Origin of the sequence: Candidatus Kuenenia sp. (genome assembly GCF_027493735.1) — a bacterium.
GTDB classification, from domain to species: Bacteria; Planctomycetota; Brocadiia; order Brocadiales; family Brocadiaceae; genus Kuenenia; species Kuenenia stuttgartiensis_A.
Genome location: NZ_JAOSKF010000001.1, coordinates 318,425 through 336,997 on the forward strand (window position 1 = coordinate 318,425; position 18,573 = coordinate 336,997).

An 18,573-nucleotide genomic window follows, 5' to 3' on the forward strand; every position below is an offset into this window, starting at 1 on the left:
GTTCGCAGAGTATACTCGGCAAACAAAACATTAATTTTCTCATTTCATAAGAGCACTTTATTATAAGGAATGCTGAGAAATATTCAACCATTTTCCCAAATATTATCTATACTTATCTTATTATAATACAAAATGTTGTAAGAATTCCCCGAAAAGAACCGATGTTGCCTTAACTCCAATTTAAGTTGAATATTTTCTGTTTTTTTGTAATTATTCAAACACTGACAATCGTCATTAAGAACTGTAGAACCGCAACCAAAGAGTTTACCGTGAAACACTGAACGTAAGGCAATTTCCTTGCACCCTTAGCGACTCTTTAGCAAAAAAATCTTTTGATAAACAACGCCAAAATAACATGAAATCGAAATTCGAACTTACCGACGGTAATATTATCATACGCCCCTGCCAGTTGAAAGACGCTGCCGTAATCTACGAAGGTGTGAGAGATTCAATAGAGGAAATGATAAAGTGGGCGCCATGGTGCCATCCCGACTACTCAATGTCTGACTGTACATCATGGCTTAGTACCAGAGCCCAAATGTGGTCGGATGGTATTGAATATGATTTTGTCATATTTGATACGAAAGACAATACCTTTCTTGGTGGTTGCGTGCTTGACCAAATAAACCGGAAGCACAACTTTGCCAATCTTGGTTACTGGATTCGTTCAAGCCGTACAGGACAAGGCATAGCTACCGCTACCGTAAAACTCCTCAGCCGGTTTGGACTTGAAACGATAGGATTCACGCGCCTGGAAATAGTCGTGGCAGTGCCAAACAAGGCAAGTCAGCGGGTTGCGGAGAAGGCAGGCGCCGTCAGGGAAGGCATTCTGCGAAATCGCCATGTAGTGCGTGACACGATATACGACTCCGTCCTATTTTCCATAGTACCTCATGATTTGCAGAAGTGAACACCATTATGCAATAAGCTTATCTACAAATATACCGCTCCTAACGGAGCTTTTCATGGTATTTTTTCAAAATACTAAAGTGTTACTGCAATAAATAATTGCCGTTCCTTTTTCTCCAATCATACAGCCGTCCTCAATGGAAATTCTTTTTCCATGACAAAAGGGGACATTGTAGGTATTAGCCGGCCTTGTCATCTTTATATTTCCTGAAATTCTTTATAAGACTTGAAAATGAATCCGGTTTATATTTCTTGAAATCCTCCTCATCAACGAATACATAATCAAAGCGTGCTTTATTTTGTGAGGCGTTGATATCTTCGCACCATTTTTTCAAACGAGCCATTTTCAGGGGAACATCCGGGTCTTCAATGCCTTTTGTTTCAACAATGAATAAGTCCTTATCGCTCACCTTCACTATAAAATCAGGATAATAATTGGAAATGTTGCCGCCCGCGTTCACATAGTCAATTGTGAAATGCACTGCCAGATAATTCTTTGCATAGGAAATAACGTCGGTACATTTTTCGAGAAATGAAGCAAAAAGCAGTTCAAGGTGACTATCTCCGATAATCTTGTTGAACAGACTTTTCTGCGGAACAAGAAAGCCCTGCTCCCTGACAACAAACGGACGAGTCTGCCTGAGCTTTATATGATCCCGGATTTCCGCGCTTCCTTTGTCCTGAACTGTCAATTCATTGATTTTCTTAGTGAAGGTCTCAATGATGGTCTTGGTTGCCGAAAGTTCAGAAAGGTTGCGGAGGGTATTCAGGTCGTCAATATCAACCATAGAATCGAACAGGTGCAGAGATACAAAATCCTTTACCTTGCCATAAAGAACGTCGTATCCGCTAATAAGCCGCAGGTCTTTCATGATGATTTGCGTAAAATATCCGATGACACTCCGATAGTCCGTTACCGCACTGGAGTCCAATAATGTCGTATGGTTGATTTCCCCGGTGGTGATATCCTTGAACACTATTTCCCGTTTTTCTTCCTCTGAAAACTGCCGGTAAACGATTTTCTTAGCCCAGAAGGAAGAAGGCTCCAGGGCCTCAAGGCATTTGTATTCACGATAGATGCGCGGTGAAAGGATAGGGATTTCAATATCCAGCTTGTCAATGTCTTTTTTGGTATTTTCGTTATCAACCTCAATGATGATAGGTGCTTTGGGGGCTGTTCCGCTTCCCATCGGTTTACGTTCCAGTTCAACGCCTTCACTCCGGATAGATTCCACGAAGTCCATAAACGCTTCGATGCCGACCACGCTGACGTATTCGATCGTATCCTCGCCCGGATACATCCGGCGAATACCCCTGCCGAGAATCTGTTCCGGGAGGATATTGCTTTTTGCGGCATAGGCACGAAGCCCGACGATGGTTGTCACATTGCGGACGTCCCATCCTTCTTTGAGCATAAGAACAGAAACGATCACTTTATACGGACTTTCCCAACTGTCTATCTGATTGGATGCCTTGCGTAGTTTCTCCAACTCATCTTTACTCTTCTTTGCATCGGATTCAGACACTTCACCGTTGTTGTTGGTATGAATGACCAGTACCGCATCCTTGAATTCCGGGTAGGTACTTTCGAGGTATTCGCCAACATCGTCGCAGTTCTTAGTGTCGTCGGTCATGACGAACAGCACAGTCTTCTTGCCAAGCTTTTCATGTTCACAATAAACCTTGCGCCATTCTTCAACACCGAGGGCAATATAATCGGCGTATTTTTCCGTGTAACGGGAGCTTTTCACTTCGGCAAGCTTTGTCCTGCTTGCCAAATCAGGAAGTACGGGACGTTTCACCACGTTTTGGGTAATCGCTTCAACCAGCGGATAATCGCATACGGTTTGAACGAAGATTGCGCCGTTATTGTGCTTCGGCGTCGCGGTGACGTCGATTTGCAGAGAAAGAAAATGTCCTTTCTGTTTGAGCCGGTTATGGATATCTTCAATGGATTTAAACCACGCCAGCCGCGAGTCATGGACGAGTCATGTATATGATGAGCTTCATCATTAATAACGACAATCTCATCAATCTCGCGGACAATCACGCCAAGATCAACCTTTGAATCGGTAGTTTTACCGGACGGACGCTTGCCGAGAAAATAATCCTCAAGATTTTCGTCTTCAAAACTCGGTTCAATATCATTTCCGGCATAGACGCGGTGAATGTTGGTCAGAAAGAGGTTGCCTGATTTACGAATAATAGAAACATCATCCTGGATATGCAGGGTCATCTGGAAATCATCCTGCCAGTTCTGCCCTTCGTAGCCGTTGTCGGGCAACAGAGGATCATTCCAGAAGATTTTTAAGCCGTCAAAGTCGGCACGCAGGCGGTCAAGGACAATGATGTTTGGGGCAATGACAAGAAAGTTGGTGGAAAGTTTTGAATATGCTTCGTAGAGTTTATGGAAATAGCACCATGTTATTATGAGACTCATAACCTTGGTCTTCCCGCTTCCGGTCGCCATTTTTATCACAAGGCGGAGCCATTCCTCATCGAACATGCCGGTCGATACCGCACCGGAGGAGTCATAGCGGATCAGGTCATACTTATCTTTGACCTTGGCGACTTCGTAGAGGTAAATGACGGTCTCGATGGCTTCCCGCTGGGCAAAGTAATACCGGAATTCAACCATCATCCCGTCAGCCCCGGGAAGTATATGCTCCGTGTGAAACCACCACGAAAGCAGGGCTTTAGATGTTGCCGAAGCCCCTTCATAATGATTGTCGCGCCATGCTTTAACTTCTTTGCGAATTTTGGAAACGAGAGGCGGCAGCAGCTTTTCGTAGCTTGTCTCTCGCAAGGTTTCATCCGCCGGAAACCAGCGATATTCCGGATTGAGTATTTCGTATGGGGATGTGGGGAAAGAAGGATGAATTGCCATTAATCATCTCTCCGGGTTAACCGCGAATACACGCGAATGGACGCTAATAAAAAATATTCGTATTCGCGTTCATTAGCGTTCATTAGCGGTTCCTTTTGTATTTGCATATCTTTTCCATTCAAGTTTTTTACCGCCGAAGTTTACAATTAGTCCCAGCGGCAATTTTGTTGCATTTAGATAGTTAAGCAGTTGAGCTTCTTCAATTTTCAGTTATTTTTTTTATAGCCTTGATTTCAACGATTATCTTCTCAAAACATAAAAAATCAGCTACATATTCTTTTTTTAAAATTCTGTCTTTATATGAAATTTGTATTCTTTTTTGCGGTTCAAAAGGAATTCCATTTTCTTCCAATTCTATTTCCATAACTTCTTGATATACCGCCTCAAGAAAACCGCATCCAAGCGTATTCGAGACAGCCATTCCCGCTCCAATTATCTTGAAAACCTCATTTTTAAAAAGTAATTCATTATTCCATTCGCGTTCATTAGCGTCCATTGGCGGTTCCTATATCTTTGAGTTTTTTAATACCCCTGTCATCGGCTAGGAGTTTCATCTGTTGAATGGCGATTTTATTCAGATTTACGAGCCGTTCGCCCTGCTTTGAGGCGACAGAACAAAGTAATTACTTCCGGCTTCACTTTTAAACCTCTCGAATTCGAGAGGTTTAAAATCGAGATTGCTTAACTTTTCCCACAAACCCAGGAACTCAATCGTGCTTCTATTTCGCATCCAATTATTGATAATCGCAAATGGTTCTTGTTTGTTTCGATATTTGGCGATATCGGTCAATGAAATATAATCCTCTTGCTCCCTTGAGATGATGCTAATTTCATTGCCCTGTACAGATATTTTCTCTGCCATTGCAATCTCCTGTTTGTGGAATTATGATCAAACTTTCTAAACCCGTTGAATTCGACGGGTTTTAAACTCCGGGTTATTCAATTTTTCCCAAATTCCCAAAAACTCAATCGTTGTACGGCTGCAAGCCAATTCTGGATAATGTAATCTGTAGGATCAGGGTCTTTGTACCTGGCCATATCCGTCAGGCAGATATAATCCTCATCATTTTATACATAAATTGTGCTGTCTTTGTCTAAAACATTGATTTTTGTCATGTTAATATCCTTCATGCCTTTTAATTATGGCAAATTCGCCCTAATTAATTTCGATCTTCCCTATTATTTCCCCCCCCACGCTGACATCAATAATCTTCATGGTGTCGTTCCCGAAAATATCCACCACCTTGACGGCAATTTTATACCGTCCGGGCTGGCAGTCGTGAAATGATGTTTTTAGTTCCAGCGACCGGTCTTTCTTTGTGCGGAACGATTGCCATTCGTTTTCAAATATAAAGTCGCCCGTCCACACCTCCTCCATTTCTCCGGTAGCTTCATTTTTTGTGCGGACAATCTCACGCTTGGATTCGAAGTTAAAATCCACGCTCCAGTAGTCAATCCAGTCCATCCATTTTTTAGTGAGGACATCGCGGGTAACGATGCCATCCTTGTCTTTTGAAACCTTAATGATCTTGCCGCATTCCACAACGATCTTGTTCTTGCCGTTGCCGAGTGAAGCAGCGGCGTTGTTCACCGTATCCTGATTGTAGAATACGGAAAAATCGGTTAGTTCAACTGCGATGCTGTTCTTTTTCACATGAGGCTTGACTTCGATATATGAAACATCATGGAAGACGATTTGATTTTTTTCGATGGCGCGTTTATCAAAGACCTCGCGGGGAATGTATTTGAGTGCAAGGTCGATGCCCTTGGACTTGGCTTCTTCCTGAATGTTGGGGAAAAGACCCATCTCAAACTCAAAGGCAAGGATGTCCACACGGCTGATGCGCTTTTCGCGGCATTCGAGGATGATTTCTTCCACAAACAAACGGGTGACAGGCAGATTGACCGGACCCACTGCGACAATACGCCCTGCCTTCTTGCCGTGGAAGCACCTGAAGTTATCCACCGTCTCGGCCTTGTAGGCTTTGAGAATCAGGGCGATAAAGTCCTTTTCCTTCTGCTCAATGATTCGACGCTTCATTTCTTCGCGGGAAAGATCAGTAACCGCTAATGAACGGTAGAGTAGAAACAGACGACTAGAACTTAGGCAGAAGTTTGTTTTCTCTGTTTGCTGGCTGGTTTCCCGCCAGTGCCACCATATCTCCGCCATATACTTATCATCTGCCCCCCTCGTCAAACCGTGCATGCGATTTTCCCGCACACGGCTTTCCGACAGTCTTCTTCTTAAGCTTTCACAGGTTGTCTGGCAGGAACATATTTTGTCGGGTCTATTAGTCAATATCTATTGACTAATTCCTTAAACGCTCCTCGATTATAGAGCTTGCTCCTGCGCTGACTTTTCCTCTTATAATATCTCGTTAATCTCCTGAAAAGATAATATCGTAGGTCTCTTTTCGCCTTGTTTGGATACGTTACTCCCTTTATTGTGAAGTAATTTATCCATCCTCTTGTTATTGCATTCAGTTCATTAGCTACTTTTTCCGCCGCTTTATGCCCATTGCTCTTTAGGTAGTTTCCTATCTTTTCCCTAACCTTCTTCTGTGATTTCCTGCTTGGTTCTATGTTCCAGTATTTCTTGTGTTTCCTACCAAACAAATCTTCTGAGAAGGATATGGTATGTCCGAGAAAGTCAAAGCTCTCTTCTTCAGCTTTTACTATTTTACTCTTATCCTCGTTAAGACTCAGCTTTAACTTCTTTAACAACCTGTTGAGATAGTCTAATGCTTCACGAGGTATTCGCTTTGCCATCAATACCCAATCATCCGCATAACGTATGATTGTTATCCCATACTTATAGAAAACCCCATTCTCTCTATTGACTGCTTTGTCGAGCATGTGCAGATATATGTTTGCTAATAATGGTGATATTACGCTTCCCTGCGGTGTTCCTATCTTATTTTTCCTCCCGCCTCCTGGTTTGCCTTCCTCTATCACCGGTGCTTTTAACCACATTTTTATCAAGTGCAGTACGTTCTTGTCGCTTATCCTCATCCCTATTAACAGTAACAATTCCTTGTGCGGTATTGTGTCAAAATAAGAACTCAGGTCTGCGTCAAATACCTCTGTTTTCCCTTCTCGCAGTTTTTCTTTGATTTTCCTCACAGCATCGCCCGCTGAACGTCCCGGTCGGAATCCGTAGGAGCTATCTTCAAAGTCTGCTTCGAATATCGGCTCTATTACAAGCTTTACACTCATCTGCACTACCCTGTCTTTTATCACAGGGATTCCCAATGGTCGTGTCTTACCGTTGGTTTTAGGTATGTACACTCTCAGTACCGGCTGTGGTTCGTAGGTTTTGTTTTCAAGTTCCTCTATTATCTCTCCAAGAAACTTCTCCACCCCGTATGACTCCACATCTTCAAATGTAATCCCGTCTGCCCCGGCGCTTCCTCCATTGGATTTGCAGCGCTTGTACGCCTCTCTCAAAAAATGCAACATTCTCACCTTGTCATACAATACATAAAAGCGAAATCCTTCTTCCTGTTTGGCTTTTCGATATAGTTTACGCTGAAAGTCTCGGACTCTTTCATCATCGCTCATTTGCGATTTCGGTATTGCTTGTAGGTCTCCCAATACAATTTCCTCCTTTCTTTGTAAACGTTAACTGAAGTAATGCCCCTTCGCTACGGTGAAGTTATGTTGTCTTCACCATCTTCACTACTATGGGCATCTCCGACTTCTCATTATCCCGCTATACCCTTCGGCTTCCCTTATAGTATGCGTTACGGTCATCAACCTGAACAATGAGACCTCCCAAGTTCATATATATACCTTTTACAGTCATACCGTCACTCTCAACTCCGACGACACCGCATAGTTCTACCGTTTGTCTCTTTCTACCTATGCGATTACAGATTTCGCCCAATCCGGGAGGCTCATCTATCGTATTTTTAGCGTAACGAAGCCTGCGTGTTCGCTTGCGCTACGGTCTGACTGCTCGCTACAGGGGACTCGAACGTATTCATCGCTGTTTACGTTCTCCCGTGAGGTTTTCTGCCTCTTTCACTACCGCCCGAACGGTCAATTGGCGGGTTGGATTTGCACCAACTGATATATATACGCTTCTTGGCGTACCGAATTAACGCTAATGTCTTTTTGTTTTGATTTGCGTCCATTAGCGTCTATTCGCGGTTCAATAAATGAGGAAACGCCGATGTAATGCGCCCGCTCGTACTTACCGAGGTTGAGTATCTCAAAGGCGCGGAAGTCCTTGCCATCTTCTTTAAGCTGACGCTGAACGCCAATCATGCGCTTGCGGGTGGTATGGATAGCAAACTTGCCTAGGTCTGCGCCGATCCACTTACGCCCCAGTTTTTCGGCCACAGCCGGCGTGGTGCCGGAACCGCAGAAAAAATCCGCAACGATGTCGTTTTCGTTGGAGGATGCCTTTATAATACGTTCGAGCAGGGCTTCGGGCTTTTGGGTCGCGTACTTCGTATCTTCAAGGGCTTGAGAATTATAGTAAAAAGCATTTATTTTTAGAAGAACCTGTTTTTTTCTTGCATTTGAATTGTTTCTAGAGTATTAAATTCTGCATGAATCCATTTCTCAGTGAAAAAACCCGAATAGAATTTAAAAAAGCACATAAGAAAGAGCCTCATAGACGTCATGCCGACCAAATCAAAGCTATACTTCTTCTTGATTCAGGATGGAGTTATGAAGAAGTAGCAGAGGCGCTCTTGTTAGACGATCAAACAATCAGGAATTACGAAAAACTATACAAAGATAAAGGTTTTGACGGGCTTTTATCTGACAATTATATTGGCTGTGTGCCAAAACTCACCTGCGAACAAGAAGAACAATTAAAAGATCATATCAGGAAAAACAACTATAGTGCGGCAAAAGAAATTGTTGAATATGTAAAACAGACATTCAATAAAATCTATACACCCGAAGGAATGGTACATACCCTCGATAGATTAGGCTTTACTTACAAGAAAACTACAATAGTTCCAGGCAAAGCAAACCCTGAAAAACAAAAAGAATTTATCGAAAACTACAAACAACTCAAAGAAGAGAAAGCCCCTGGAGATAAGATACTTTTTATGGATGGAGTTCATCCACAGCACAATTCTACGTCTGCATATTGCTGGATAGAGAAAGGCAAAAAGAAGGAAATACCCTCTAATACCGGCAGGAAAAGAATAAATTTAAACGGGGCTATTGACATAGAAACCTTTGAAGTAACAATCCGGGAAGATGAAAGCATCAATGCTCAATCAACAATAAAGCTTTTCCATGAAATAGAGTCAAGGTATGCTCAAGCCGGTACTATTTACATAATCTCTGATAATGCTAAATATTACAGGTCTAAGTTGGTCAAAGAATACCTTGCAAATTCGAGAATAAAGATCAAATTTCTCCCTTCCTATTCGCCCAATTTAAATCTCATTGAAAGATTATGGAAATTCTTTCGCAAAAAAATATTGTATAACAAGTATTATGATACTTATGAGAAGTTTAAAAACAAATGTTTAAGTTTTTTCAAAAATATTAACGAGTATACAGATGAATTGTCTACTCTTTTAACTGAAAATTTTCAAATTATTGGCGAGCAAATTTCGAAAATCTGATTTGTTTGACTATAACTTCATTAATATCCAACCATATATCTGTAATTGCTTCGCCTTTTGCTTCATCAAGATAACGAATTAATCCAACCTTACCAGATGGATAGTCATATATTCGTCCTTTTTTACGGAACTCCGCTATCGACTTTTCAGAGTAGTCACCAATGTTATCTATTCTATACCAACGACCATCCTTATCTTGCTTGTTAAATTTCGACAGAATGTATTTTTGATCGTATTCTTTAAATTGTGCGTTCCATGTATATGAATCACTTTTTGTGTAATACAGCATACTGTCTGATGAACGAGCATACTGGCGCGATATGGCTTTTGCTCCACGAGGAGGCTGTCTTTTCCAACGAATTTCATTTCGATAAACACTTGTACCGAAAACTTCCTCCATGACAAGCCTCATGAAGGAATTCACCCGCCAATCACAATGCACATAAATACTCCCATTTTCCACCAGCAAATCCCGCATCAGCACAAGGCGTTCGTAGATCATGGCGATGAAGCTGTCAGCGCCCTTGCCCCAGGTATCGCGGTATGCCAGTTCTTCCAGCACATTGGGTTTCTTGGTGAAGGTGTCGTCGCCGATCTCTATGTCCATCGAGAAATCCGCGCCCACATCAAATGGCGGGTCGATGCAGATGAGCTTAATGCCGCCCTCCTTTTCAATTTCCGCGCGGAGGGGGCCGTTTTTCAGGGATGAAAGAATGAGCTTGTTGTCGCCCCAGATGAGTTTGTTCGTCCATCCGGATTTCTGACGGCCTCTTGTGTCGAAAAGCGGACGTTGAACAGGATATTTGTCAACTGCGGCGGTACGGGAATGATCACCAATAACCTTTCCGGATTTGCGTTTATTGACGGCCATTATCGGTTTCGAATTACGAGGTTCATCCACCTGTTCGATTACCTGAAAAGGCAAAACGAGATTAGTCACTTCACTGGTTTTGCCGTTCCATACCAGTTCCACCTCACGCTTGTCGTCAAAGAGCATAAAGCGGTACTTATCGGGTAGCGGCTTATCCGCTTCAATAAGTTTCAGTATTTCGCGTTTTTCGGTATCAGTAAGTTTCATTTACAACATCCCTTTGTTTCTGATCAGGGTTGTTTAGCGGGCTAACGCATAGCTAACCGGCATGCAGCTTTTTTACGCGTCCGGTTGAGCGTTTTGTTAAGCGTGTAGTTTTTTGCGCAAGCTTTATCAATGACAGAAGTGCAGTATTAACGGCTTCTTCGTTTGGAAAAGCCTCAGCAACTTCCGGTTTAAGAATAATAACATTTGATGACTTACGCAGGCGACTTACATACTTGCCACGCACCAAAGGGACTGGGAAGTCTGAACGTTTATACTCCGCACGCAATTCATCTTTTTCTGTCTGTTTAACCTTCTTCATAAATCTTTCGCTCTCCTTTGCCCGCTATGCGAGCGCTTATAATTCGTATAGTCTCGCCTCGCTCGGTGTGTGCGACCACTAATAACCGACCTCGTTCCGAAACGCCGAAAGTAATGTATCTGCATTCGCCAATAGAATGATCCGGGTCAGCGCCAGTTGCAGCCATAGGGTCACTCAACGCCATTGAAGCTTCCTCGAATGAGACCTTGTGCTTTCGCAAATTTGAGCGTGCTTTCTTCGGATCCCATTCGAATTTCATTTCATGTTCCTTTAAATATTATATCAATAATTGGATAGCGTTAAGCAAATTTATAATTTATGACAGTAATTAATCCCACTGTTATTCTTAGAAATTGGGAACCGGGAATTTGGACCATTTGTTTAACAGTCGCTGTCCCTATTTTCTCCAAACTCAAACGAGCGCTATTCATGGTCGGATTGAATGATTCGTTAGCTTTTCTTATTTCTCAGGATCCCTTTGCCCTGACATAATCGCAATGGTATTGATGATTGCTCTTGTCGCCTCCGCGCAGAGAGCGGCTTCTCGGAAGCTTGCTGTGCGCTTATGCTGAAGGCCTACTGCAAGCTGAACAGTTGTTTTGGCAAACTTCCGGTGTGTCTCATTGGAGTTTCCAGCTAACTCTGCGGCTATGTAGCTTTCCAGCATTCTCGCTGCATCAGTATTACTAGGCGATATGCTGTCAACACTGCTATGTTTCGTTGAGTCGTAAACTGCTTGAGCCAATGAAATAATAGCTTCTCTACATAAAAAGCCAACCGTTTGAAAATCTTCCTCATTTTCTGCATAGGCTAATGCATTATTTATCTTATCGACGTTACGATCAACCCGCGCCCAACCAGTAGGTTCTTGCGGCTGAACTGTCGAAGTTGTTTTGCTTTTCATCGTTAGGGCATCCAACAATGGCTGATAAAGAGTGCCAATATAATTTCTTCTTGCTTGCCAACTGGGGAGACTACCGTCGCTCCACTTTCCGTACCAACCCCAAAGATCATGATAAGGATTTGGGGCGTCAATCCCCATATCCTGCAATTTTTGCAGAATTTCAAATCGTCTGTGGTTATACTGGGCATTAACATCTTTAATCTTAGGACCTCCGGTGGCAACTGCAATCATCAACCCTTTTTGCGACTCTATCTTTTGAATTAATTCCTTCAACTCAGGCATAGGTATAGTATTGTTTATCTGCATACGAGTTTCCTCTGGCAAAGTGACCGCACGTATTCGTAAGTTCTTAATATAAGTGCTGCCAGGAAGGATAGCCGAAAAGGCATATAATATTTCTTCTCCCAATGGATGGTCATGTCTTGAAAGAATCTCATATGCCGTGCGAGGGCCTCGCAGTTCTATAGATAAACCGTCCAATTGATTACTCCCATTCATCCAGGAATCTACAACTTCACAATTTTCCACAGTGCACATTTTGAGAATATCTGCTGCCTCTTGTTCTCCGCCATCTATCAAGAATTGAATGGCTTCATTAATAATCTTATCATCCATTATCATCAGTAATATTTGTCGTTATTTAAGAAGCAAACGAAATGGAGGGCACGCAGGGGCAACCGCCATTGCAAAAACCACAGATGCTATTCCCGGCCGGGTCGAGCCGGATGTTATCTGTTCAAGTTGTGTAGGTTGGGATAAGTAAAGCGAAACCCAACAAATTAAAATATTCATGTCCTACCTTTACGTCACATTTAGTTTTAAGTAGCAATGAAAGCTGGAATTGGTCACTCAACGATTAAACTCAGCGTCGGCTATCAACCGTCCGATGGGGGGACTTGTTGGACGTCCTTTTTTGCCTTTTAATAATTTCGGTTAATGATCTCAATGCCTCATTTACAGAGTCGTGGTCAGGGAAAAACTTTGCAACATCCGGATCTATAACCACGACATTTGTTCCTTCATTGTATTTTTTTGCATATTTTCCCTGAATCCCTTTGCTGAAATCGTACTCTTCAAGCATGTCTGGATCTTTTTGCTTTCTCTTCATATTGTTTCCTTTCGTTTTTTGTTGTTTTTCTTGCGCTGATTATTCTGATTTTATCTTCTCTTTCCGTATGAACAATTACCAAAAGACGATTTTTACAGGAATTTCCAATTAAAATGAACCGGTCCTCTTCGTCAGAGTGCAAAGGATCATAAATCGTTAATGACAGGATATCTTTGAAAGCAGTGCTTGCCTCATCAAAAGATACGCCGTGAATATTTATATTCCTTCCCGCCTTGATTGGATCCCAATCAAACAAAAGCATGTTTCATCTCTTTTTGATTTAATTATCGTTGTGTAGGTTGGGTTGAGTAAGGCGAGACCCAACAAATTAAATTATTCATGCCCTACGTTTACGTCAAATTTAATCTCAGTACCTGCTCCCTAATTGCTATCATAAGCGCCTTGCTTTATTTAATGGATAAAAAACAGTGGAAAATAAAAAAGTGCCTTTCTATTTTAATCGTAAGATATTTTTCAAAGCCTTATCAAGTGCTTCCATTTCTGAATTTGAAATGTCTCCGTATTTTTTATGATTCTCTTTGTACTTACGGTTTGAATTTGGTCGCAGCAACCCTTAGACTCGTTGAACAAATATTTTGATTTAATCAGGAACTCAAAAGGATAGATTTTACTTACATTGCCGGTAATTGGAATAACAATGGCTCGATTGCCGTGTATAGCCATTTCTTTTGGGGGAAAACAACGACGGCTGGCCGTGTTTTTTGAATTTCAGTGCCTGAAGGGTTAGCGGGGGCTTGGACGAGAACAATATCGCCTTTTTTCAGTTCCATTCTTCGTCCTCAAATCCTAATTTTTCCCAATCCTCGAAATCCTCTACAGGTTTTTTGAAGCCCTCAATCATCTCCGATCTAATCATCAATTCCTGTTGTAATTCGTGAATCAAATGCTCTTTTTCTTGTATTGACAGGTTTTCAAAGCTTTGAGGCACATTCAAAACAACTTGCATTCTTAGCTCCTTTCCGGGATAAGCAGGGACTAACGATGATTCCAATTTTGCCACAATATTACACAAGGGTATTAATTTATTGTATAGCAATCTCTGGAAAATGGCCATTTGGCCCAGTCTGAAAGCGAAACCCCAAATCAAATTAAATTATTCGTGTCCTACCTTTACGTTAAATTTAATTTCATTACCTGCTCTCCAGTCGCTAGCATAAGCGCCTTGCTTTACCTAGCAATGAAAGCAGAAATATGGCCACTCATCAGGTGATTTTGCCAATCCGTGTTTAAGCTGAATAATTACGCACGGACAAACCTTGTTTGTCCGTGTTGAACTGGTACGACATTGTCTATAAATCACAAATGGTGAGCTTCTTAAGTATCCCTATACAAAACAGGAGTTATGAGGTTCAGGATTGCTTTGCGGAGTTTTGCACTGAAGCAAAACAATACGATACTAATCATTGCCGGATGTGCATACCGCAAAGCAATCTATTCTAAGGAAGAGAAAGATATATTATACGTATAGAATACGTGTTTTCCGCGAATACAACTCAAAAAAAATATTTACATAAGATTATAAAGATATTGATAAAAAAAAAAATAAATAAAAAAAAAAGGAATCCGACCTCTGTTTTCCCAAATTAATTATCTGTTAACGCACGGCCGCCATTTTTTCTTCCATAACTTTGTCAAATTCGGCAAGGGAAGGGTTAATAATTTTTGGCTCATATAATTTGTTAATCACGGCTTCCTGTGTTTTTAAACCATTCCCGGTAATGGAAATGACGATGGATTCATCACGCGGTATCTTTCCTTGTTCGATCAGTTTTTTCGTTACCGCCACGGTAACGCCGCCAGCCGTTTCCGTAAAAATACCTTCTGTTCTGGCAAGCAATTTAATACCCTCAACAAGCTCATCGTCCGTTACATCTTCTGCCCATCCACCGGAAACATTAATGCTTTTCACCGAATAAAAACCATCCGCGGGGTTTCCAATTGCTATCGACTGCGCTATGGTATTGGGCTTTACCGGCCTTATCACATCCGTCTTGCCTTTGACCGCCGTAGTAATCGGAGAACTTCCACTGGCTTGAGCACCATGTAATTTTGTATCTGCGCCATCAATAAGACCTAGTTGTACAAATTCTTTTATTGCCTTTCCAATCTTTGTAATTAATGATCCGCCCGCCATGGGCACGACAATATGCTTTGGCACTTTCCAGCCCAGTTGTTCCATGATTTCATAACCAAATGTCTTTGATCCCTCACCGTAATATGGTCGTATATTTACGTTTACAATCGCCCAACCATATTTATCGGCAATTTCAGAACATAACCTGTTTACCTGATCATAATTTCCAGTTACTTTTATCACATTAGGATTATATATCAGCGTGCCAATAATCTTGCCCTGTTCCAGGTCTGCTGGCATAATAATATAACTTTCCAGGCATGCCTGAGCCGCCTGTGCAGCTACTGAGTTTCCCAAATTGCCGGTAGTTGCGCATCCAACAATCTTGTAGCCAAATTCTTTTGCCTTTGACAATGCAGTTGAAACCACTCTGTCCTTAAAGGAAAACGTAGGATAATTTACCGAATCATTTTTTACATAGAGTTCTTCTACGCCCAGAATTTTTGCCAGATTATTCGCCTTTACCAGCGGCGTAAATCCCACCTGGCTTCCAACAGTCGGTTCGCCGTCTATCGGGAGCAGTTCTTTGTAACGCCACATTGTATTGCTGCGCGATTGAATAACTTCTCTGTTTATAACCTTTTTAATGCCCTCGTAATCATAATCTACCTCTAAAGGCCCGAAACAAAAACTGCAAACATGTAATGGTTCTTTTGGATATTCTTTTCCGCATTCCCTGCATTTTAATCCGTTTACATAACCCATTTCTTTCTCCGTATATTTCAGCAATAAAAAAAGCCTCTTTCCTAAAAATAAGATAGGATGAGGCTTTTATTTGTTCTCCTATCTTATCTTTTCCCAAAAACTTGAGACAGGAATTAGCACCTGCACCATGTTCAGACGTAATCTGAACAGGCCGGTTGCTGTGGCTTCACAGGGCCAGTCCCTCTGCCACTCCGGATAAGATACTGTATAAGTTAGGATTCTATCTGAAATCAGGTAAACAGTCAACCGTTAATCTGGAATACCAAATAATCAGAGTGCGATTCCCCTTTTAGTTAATTTTGTTTATCACAACACCGGTAATTAATTTGGGATAAAAATAGGTTGACTTTGGCGGCATTACCTTGTGCGCCAGAGCGATTTCCCTTACTTGTTCTATCAGAGTCGGCCGCAAAATAAATGCCGCCTGAAAAGCACCTGATTGTACGAGTGATACAGCTTCTGTTTCATTCTTTACATACTTTATAAAATCTTTCAAACCTGCTTCGTCGGAATTTATTCCCAATATCCTTTTTAAAACGATGCTATGGAGTATGCCTGCGTCTAAATGCTTCCATTCCGGATGATCATTTGCAAACACCTTTTCTAATATCCTTTTATCATTTAACCGCAACAGGCTGTATCTATCACCCTGCCCTGCGTACATTACGAAGCAATGGGGAGCACTATCGCTATTGAGTTTTCGCATGATAGCATCAATCCCACCGCTGTTTTCCATATATTCAATCTCAAAGAACTCTTTAAGCCTATGCAGGACATGGTCTGGGTTAAAGTCCTTTATTTGCCGGACTACACGATGAAAAGGGAATATTTGCAGCCCCGGATTATTCATAGAAACACACACCATCATCACATAATCCGAAGGTAATTCCCTATTTTGCCCGCCATTTTCTTTATGTTTCTGCTCTTTATAAACTAACGATGTTTCATAGCGATGGTGTCCATCAGCGATAAAAAGGGCTTTTCCCTTCATTATTTCAATGAGCTTATCGATAGTCTTTTTTTCTCTAATGACCCAAAGTTTGTTTGTTACACCGCTGTCGTCAACAAAATCGATTTCCGGTTTTGTTGTGGTTATTGAATGTAAGTAATTATCAGCGGCATTGTCTTCATCTGGGAAAAGAGCAAATATTGAACTGAGATTTGCCTTACATGATTGCATAAGTTTCAGGCGGTCTGCCTTGGGACCTGGAAGGGTCTGCTCGTGAGGATAAATGGATCCTGTATCAAACGGCTCAAGCCTTACCAACGCAATGAAGCCCCGGCGAATAAAATGCTTACCGCCATAGGAAAATTCCTGATCATAGATGTAAATTGCCGGTGCATCCTCTTGTTTCAATATGCCCGCCTTCATCCACTCCTCAAGAAATTCCGAGGCGCGGGTATATCTGTTATCCGCTTCCGTATCTTCGGGAAATTCCTTTCCCAAATCCAAACGAATCATATTATTCGGATGATTCCTATAATACCGCTCCTGTTCTGCGGGAGATATGACATCATAAGGAGGCGTCATTACTGCCGAGCAATCTTTTATAATGTCATGATTGTATCTCAAACCACGAAAGGGTTTTATTATTACCATATTTTATGACCACTCACCTTTCTTATACAACATCAGTTTCCGTTCTTATACAACATCAGTTTCCGTAATTAAATACGCTGATAAAAACCGAATTTTCGTAACACTTTAGTTTTTTGAAAAAGTAGGGGCGAAGCATTTGCCCGTTTGGGTATGAACGCATTTATGACAATTTATAGCAAATGCTTAGCCCCTACACTATGAGACAAACATCGCTATTATTGGAATTTTTCAAAACCCTAAATTGTTACAAAACTTTTAAGTTCCCCATAATAATTCTTAAGGAAATTAAGCTTGCCTATAAAAATCTCTTTATTGTCAGGAAGCCAATTCATCTGATTCTTTCGACATAATTCTTTAATAGATATTCTTTCATCTTTCTGAATTTTTTAGTCTCCCAATACTTTTTGATACTACGAAGCCTGAATTCCATCAGTATTTTATAGTTCTCACAGGCCATAGGTTTGCCATTTTTTATAACCTGATATAAGAGCAATGGAGGCGCCTCATTTAAAAAAGCAACATCTACTTTTTCAGTTTGAAAGAAATCAATGACGGTATCGTAAACAGCGGTTTTATCATAACGCCGGTTTTCAAAATAAACACCAATATCAATATCGCTATCTTTATGAAAACTGTCTGTAAGGATCGAACCAAATAAAAAGATTATGTCTGCACCTGTAAGGTGCAGTAATCCATCATAATCCCTGTTGAGTATAATATCTTTTGTTATCATGGATTTACAAGATGTGTTCAGATTACAACTCTGAACACACAAGAATCTGTTTTAATTACTGGGCGCAGGTTACAAACTTAGCAATTATTCCAAAAGTTTTTTAAACTCCTCGATAGATAAGTATGCATCTCTTATTAATGACCGCAATAGACCACGATCCAAGGTGTTATGCGCTGGAATAGAGAGGGTTGTAATAACACCCTCTTTTTTCAGTATTATGTGACAATTACTACCAACTCTTACAAATTTCCAACCGGCTTTCTCAAACGCTTTTACCGCCTCTTTACCAGAAATTACCGGCAGTTTTGATGCCACTTTATATTGTAACCTCAAAATAAGCCAACTCTTTGGTTTGCGTTACCAAATCCTTATCCAAAGCTTCCAAACAGGCCTTAATGGCGTCTTTTATATTTTCTATAGCATCCTCAATAGTGTCCCCTTGAGAATGGCATCCAGGTATGGCAGGACAGTGGGCTACAAAACCAAAGTCTTCACCCTTTTCTATCAATACGCGATAAACCATAATATGGCACTCCAGGATTCACACCTTCAAAAACTTATCAATAGTGTAGGTATTGGAA

Annotated in this window: 23 protein-coding genes and 1 riboswitch; of the genes, 3 read left to right on the forward strand and 20 right to left on the reverse strand. The window is 41.3% G+C overall.

From position 1 onward, the window contains the following. Positions 1-355 precede the first annotated feature (355 nt). Positions 356-910: a GNAT family protein gene (locus M5U24_RS01370; protein ID WP_099326222.1), complete on the forward strand. Its 555-nt coding sequence runs from the start codon at positions 356-358 to the stop codon at positions 908-910. Between the two features lie 178 nt (positions 911-1,088). Here M5U24_RS01370 and M5U24_RS01375 read toward each other — a convergent pair whose 3' ends face one another. From M5U24_RS01375 to M5U24_RS01405, 7 genes are all read right to left on the reverse strand, one after another. After that, entirely contained in the window at positions 1,089-2,714 is a 1,626-nt protein-coding gene (locus tag M5U24_RS01375; RefSeq protein ID WP_197705227.1) for a hypothetical protein, read from the reverse strand. Next, on the reverse strand, positions 2,708-3,796 hold the full coding sequence (locus M5U24_RS01380; protein WP_298201361.1) for a DEAD/DEAH box helicase family protein: 1,089 nt from the start codon (positions 3,794-3,796) through the stop codon (positions 2,708-2,710). The genes M5U24_RS01375 and M5U24_RS01380 overlap by 7 nt, the downstream gene beginning before the upstream one ends. 199 nt (positions 3,797-3,995) lie before the next feature. Beyond that, a complete protein-coding gene (locus M5U24_RS01385) occupies positions 3,996-4,292 on the reverse strand; it encodes a GxxExxY protein (RefSeq protein ID WP_230405687.1) in 297 nt (98 codons plus the stop codon). A gap of 84 nt (positions 4,293-4,376) precedes the next feature. After that, the gene (locus M5U24_RS01390) at positions 4,377-4,658 is read right to left on the reverse strand and encodes a KilA-N domain-containing protein (protein ID WP_197705225.1); all 282 of its coding nucleotides are present in this window, start codon (positions 4,656-4,658) and stop codon (positions 4,377-4,379) included. 294 nt (positions 4,659-4,952) lie between these two features. Further along, complete coding sequence (locus tag M5U24_RS01395; protein ID WP_205713319.1) at positions 4,953-5,966, reverse strand: hypothetical protein; 1,014 nt, start codon at positions 5,964-5,966, stop codon at positions 4,953-4,955. A gap of 125 nt (positions 5,967-6,091) precedes the next feature. Then, entirely contained in the window at positions 6,092-7,390 is a 1,299-nt protein-coding gene (gene ltrA, locus M5U24_RS01400) for a group II intron reverse transcriptase/maturase (protein WP_099326186.1), read from the reverse strand. Positions 7,391-7,837: 447 nt separating this feature from the next. Beyond that, positions 7,838-8,293, reverse strand: coding sequence for a site-specific DNA-methyltransferase (locus M5U24_RS01405; RefSeq protein ID WP_197705427.1), 456 nt, complete (start codon positions 8,291-8,293; stop codon positions 7,838-7,840). Positions 8,294-8,352: 59 nt separating this feature from the next. On the opposite strand from M5U24_RS01405, the gene M5U24_RS01410 reads away from it, so the two are divergent. Next, the gene (locus M5U24_RS01410) at positions 8,353-9,390 is read left to right on the forward strand and encodes an IS630 family transposase (protein WP_099326220.1); all 1,038 of its coding nucleotides are present in this window, start codon (positions 8,353-8,355) and stop codon (positions 9,388-9,390) included. On the opposite strand, the gene M5U24_RS01415 is transcribed toward M5U24_RS01410, so the two are convergent. From M5U24_RS01415 to M5U24_RS01450, 8 genes are all read right to left on the reverse strand, one after another. Beyond that, on the reverse strand, positions 9,362-10,468 hold the full coding sequence (locus M5U24_RS01415) for a DNA methyltransferase (RefSeq protein WP_099326219.1): 1,107 nt from the start codon (positions 10,466-10,468) through the stop codon (positions 9,362-9,364). The two genes, M5U24_RS01410 and M5U24_RS01415, sit on opposite strands and share 29 nt — an antisense overlap. A gap of 52 nt (positions 10,469-10,520) precedes the next feature. Further along, entirely contained in the window at positions 10,521-10,787 is a 267-nt protein-coding gene (locus M5U24_RS01420) for a hypothetical protein (protein WP_099326218.1), read from the reverse strand. Then, positions 10,774-11,046 carry a BrnT family toxin gene (locus M5U24_RS01425; RefSeq protein ID WP_099326217.1) on the reverse strand — a complete coding sequence of 91 codons (273 nt, stop codon included), beginning with the start codon at positions 11,044-11,046 and terminating at the stop codon, positions 10,774-10,776. Before M5U24_RS01425 ends, M5U24_RS01420 begins: the two co-directional genes overlap by 14 nt. A 201-nt stretch (positions 11,047-11,247) precedes the next feature. Then, positions 11,248-12,306, reverse strand: a complete 1,059-nt coding sequence (locus M5U24_RS01430; RefSeq protein ID WP_164995347.1) for a hypothetical protein — start codon at positions 12,304-12,306, stop codon at positions 11,248-11,250. 247 nt (positions 12,307-12,553) lie between these two features. Further along, entirely contained in the window at positions 12,554-12,799 is a 246-nt protein-coding gene (locus M5U24_RS01435) for a hypothetical protein (RefSeq protein ID WP_099326215.1), read from the reverse strand. Beyond that, a complete protein-coding gene (locus M5U24_RS01440) occupies positions 12,765-13,061 on the reverse strand; it encodes a BrnT family toxin (RefSeq protein WP_099326214.1) in 297 nt (98 codons plus the stop codon). The genes M5U24_RS01435 and M5U24_RS01440 overlap by 35 nt, the downstream gene beginning before the upstream one ends. A gap of 370 nt (positions 13,062-13,431) precedes the next feature. Then, positions 13,432-13,590, reverse strand: coding sequence for a type II toxin-antitoxin system PemK/MazF family toxin (locus M5U24_RS01445; protein WP_099326212.1), 159 nt, complete (start codon positions 13,588-13,590; stop codon positions 13,432-13,434). Beyond that, entirely contained in the window at positions 13,581-13,874 is a 294-nt protein-coding gene (locus tag M5U24_RS01450; protein WP_298201362.1) for a hypothetical protein, read from the reverse strand. Before M5U24_RS01450 ends, M5U24_RS01445 begins: the two co-directional genes overlap by 10 nt. Before the next feature lie 288 nt (positions 13,875-14,162). Here M5U24_RS01450 and M5U24_RS01455 point away from each other — a divergent pair, with 288 nt between their 5' ends. Beyond that, entirely contained in the window at positions 14,163-14,288 is a 126-nt protein-coding gene (locus M5U24_RS01455) for a hypothetical protein (RefSeq protein ID WP_298201363.1), read from the forward strand. A gap of 126 nt (positions 14,289-14,414) precedes the next feature. Here the strand turns inward: M5U24_RS01455 and thrC are convergent, their stop codons facing one another. From thrC to M5U24_RS01480, 5 genes are all read right to left on the reverse strand, one after another. Next, positions 14,415-15,683, reverse strand: coding sequence for a threonine synthase (gene thrC, locus M5U24_RS01460; RefSeq protein ID WP_298201364.1), 1,269 nt, complete (start codon positions 15,681-15,683; stop codon positions 14,415-14,417). A gap of 56 nt (positions 15,684-15,739) precedes the next feature. Beyond that, a riboswitch (SAM riboswitch) is annotated at positions 15,740-15,861 on the reverse strand. Positions 15,862-15,948: 87 nt separating this feature from the next. Next, on the reverse strand, positions 15,949-17,259 hold the full coding sequence (locus M5U24_RS01465) for a DUF1015 domain-containing protein (protein ID WP_164995350.1): 1,311 nt from the start codon (positions 17,257-17,259) through the stop codon (positions 15,949-15,951). Positions 17,260-17,587: 328 nt separating this feature from the next. Continuing rightward, positions 17,588-17,992: a nucleotidyltransferase domain-containing protein gene (locus M5U24_RS01470; protein WP_099326210.1), complete on the reverse strand. Its 405-nt coding sequence runs from the start codon at positions 17,990-17,992 to the stop codon at positions 17,588-17,590. An 84-nt stretch (positions 17,993-18,076) separates the two neighbouring features. Continuing rightward, entirely contained in the window at positions 18,077-18,325 is a 249-nt protein-coding gene (locus M5U24_RS01475; RefSeq protein WP_298201365.1) for a type II toxin-antitoxin system HicA family toxin, read from the reverse strand. After that, positions 18,309-18,515 carry a type II toxin-antitoxin system HicB family antitoxin gene (locus M5U24_RS01480; RefSeq protein ID WP_099326208.1) on the reverse strand — a complete coding sequence of 69 codons (207 nt, stop codon included), beginning with the start codon at positions 18,513-18,515 and terminating at the stop codon, positions 18,309-18,311. The genes M5U24_RS01475 and M5U24_RS01480 overlap by 17 nt, the downstream gene beginning before the upstream one ends. Positions 18,516-18,573: the final 58 nt, after the last annotated feature.

Coding starts and splice junctions, on each gene's coding strand:
- M5U24_RS01370 (WP_099326222.1), top strand. CDS start 356: ATGAAATCGAAATTCGAACTTACCGACGGTAATATTATCATACGCCCC.
- M5U24_RS01380 (WP_298201361.1), bottom strand. CDS start 3,796: ATGGCAATTCATCCTTCTTTCCCCACATCCCCATACGAAATACTCAAT.
- M5U24_RS01385 (WP_230405687.1), bottom strand. CDS start 4,292: ATGGACGCTAATGAACGCGAATGGAATAATGAATTACTTTTTAAAAAT.
- M5U24_RS01390 (WP_197705225.1), bottom strand. CDS start 4,658: ATGGCAGAGAAAATATCTGTACAGGGCAATGAAATTAGCATCATCTCA.
- M5U24_RS01395 (WP_205713319.1), bottom strand. CDS start 5,966: ATGGCGGAGATATGGTGGCACTGGCGGGAAACCAGCCAGCAAACAGAG.
- M5U24_RS01410 (WP_099326220.1), top strand. CDS start 8,353: ATGAATCCATTTCTCAGTGAAAAAACCCGAATAGAATTTAAAAAAGCA.
- M5U24_RS01415 (WP_099326219.1), bottom strand. CDS start 10,468: ATGAAACTTACTGATACCGAAAAACGCGAAATACTGAAACTTATTGAA.
- M5U24_RS01420 (WP_099326218.1), bottom strand. CDS start 10,787: ATGAAGAAGGTTAAACAGACAGAAAAAGATGAATTGCGTGCGGAGTAT.
- M5U24_RS01425 (WP_099326217.1), bottom strand. CDS start 11,046: ATGAAATTCGAATGGGATCCGAAGAAAGCACGCTCAAATTTGCGAAAG.
- M5U24_RS01430 (WP_164995347.1), bottom strand. CDS start 12,306: ATGGATGATAAGATTATTAATGAAGCCATTCAATTCTTGATAGATGGC.
- M5U24_RS01435 (WP_099326215.1), bottom strand. CDS start 12,799: ATGAAGAGAAAGCAAAAAGATCCAGACATGCTTGAAGAGTACGATTTC.
- M5U24_RS01440 (WP_099326214.1), bottom strand. CDS start 13,061: ATGCTTTTGTTTGATTGGGATCCAATCAAGGCGGGAAGGAATATAAAT.
- M5U24_RS01445 (WP_099326212.1), bottom strand. CDS start 13,590: ATGGAACTGAAAAAAGGCGATATTGTTCTCGTCCAAGCCCCCGCTAAC.
- M5U24_RS01450 (WP_298201362.1), bottom strand. CDS start 13,874: ATGGCCATTTTCCAGAGATTGCTATACAATAAATTAATACCCTTGTGT.
- M5U24_RS01455 (WP_298201363.1), top strand. CDS start 14,163: ATGAGGTTCAGGATTGCTTTGCGGAGTTTTGCACTGAAGCAAAACAAT.
- M5U24_RS01465 (WP_164995350.1), bottom strand. CDS start 17,259: ATGGTAATAATAAAACCCTTTCGTGGTTTGAGATACAATCATGACATT.
- M5U24_RS01470 (WP_099326210.1), bottom strand. CDS start 17,992: ATGATAACAAAAGATATTATACTCAACAGGGATTATGATGGATTACTG.
- M5U24_RS01480 (WP_099326208.1), bottom strand. CDS start 18,515: ATGGTTTATCGCGTATTGATAGAAAAGGGTGAAGACTTTGGTTTTGTA.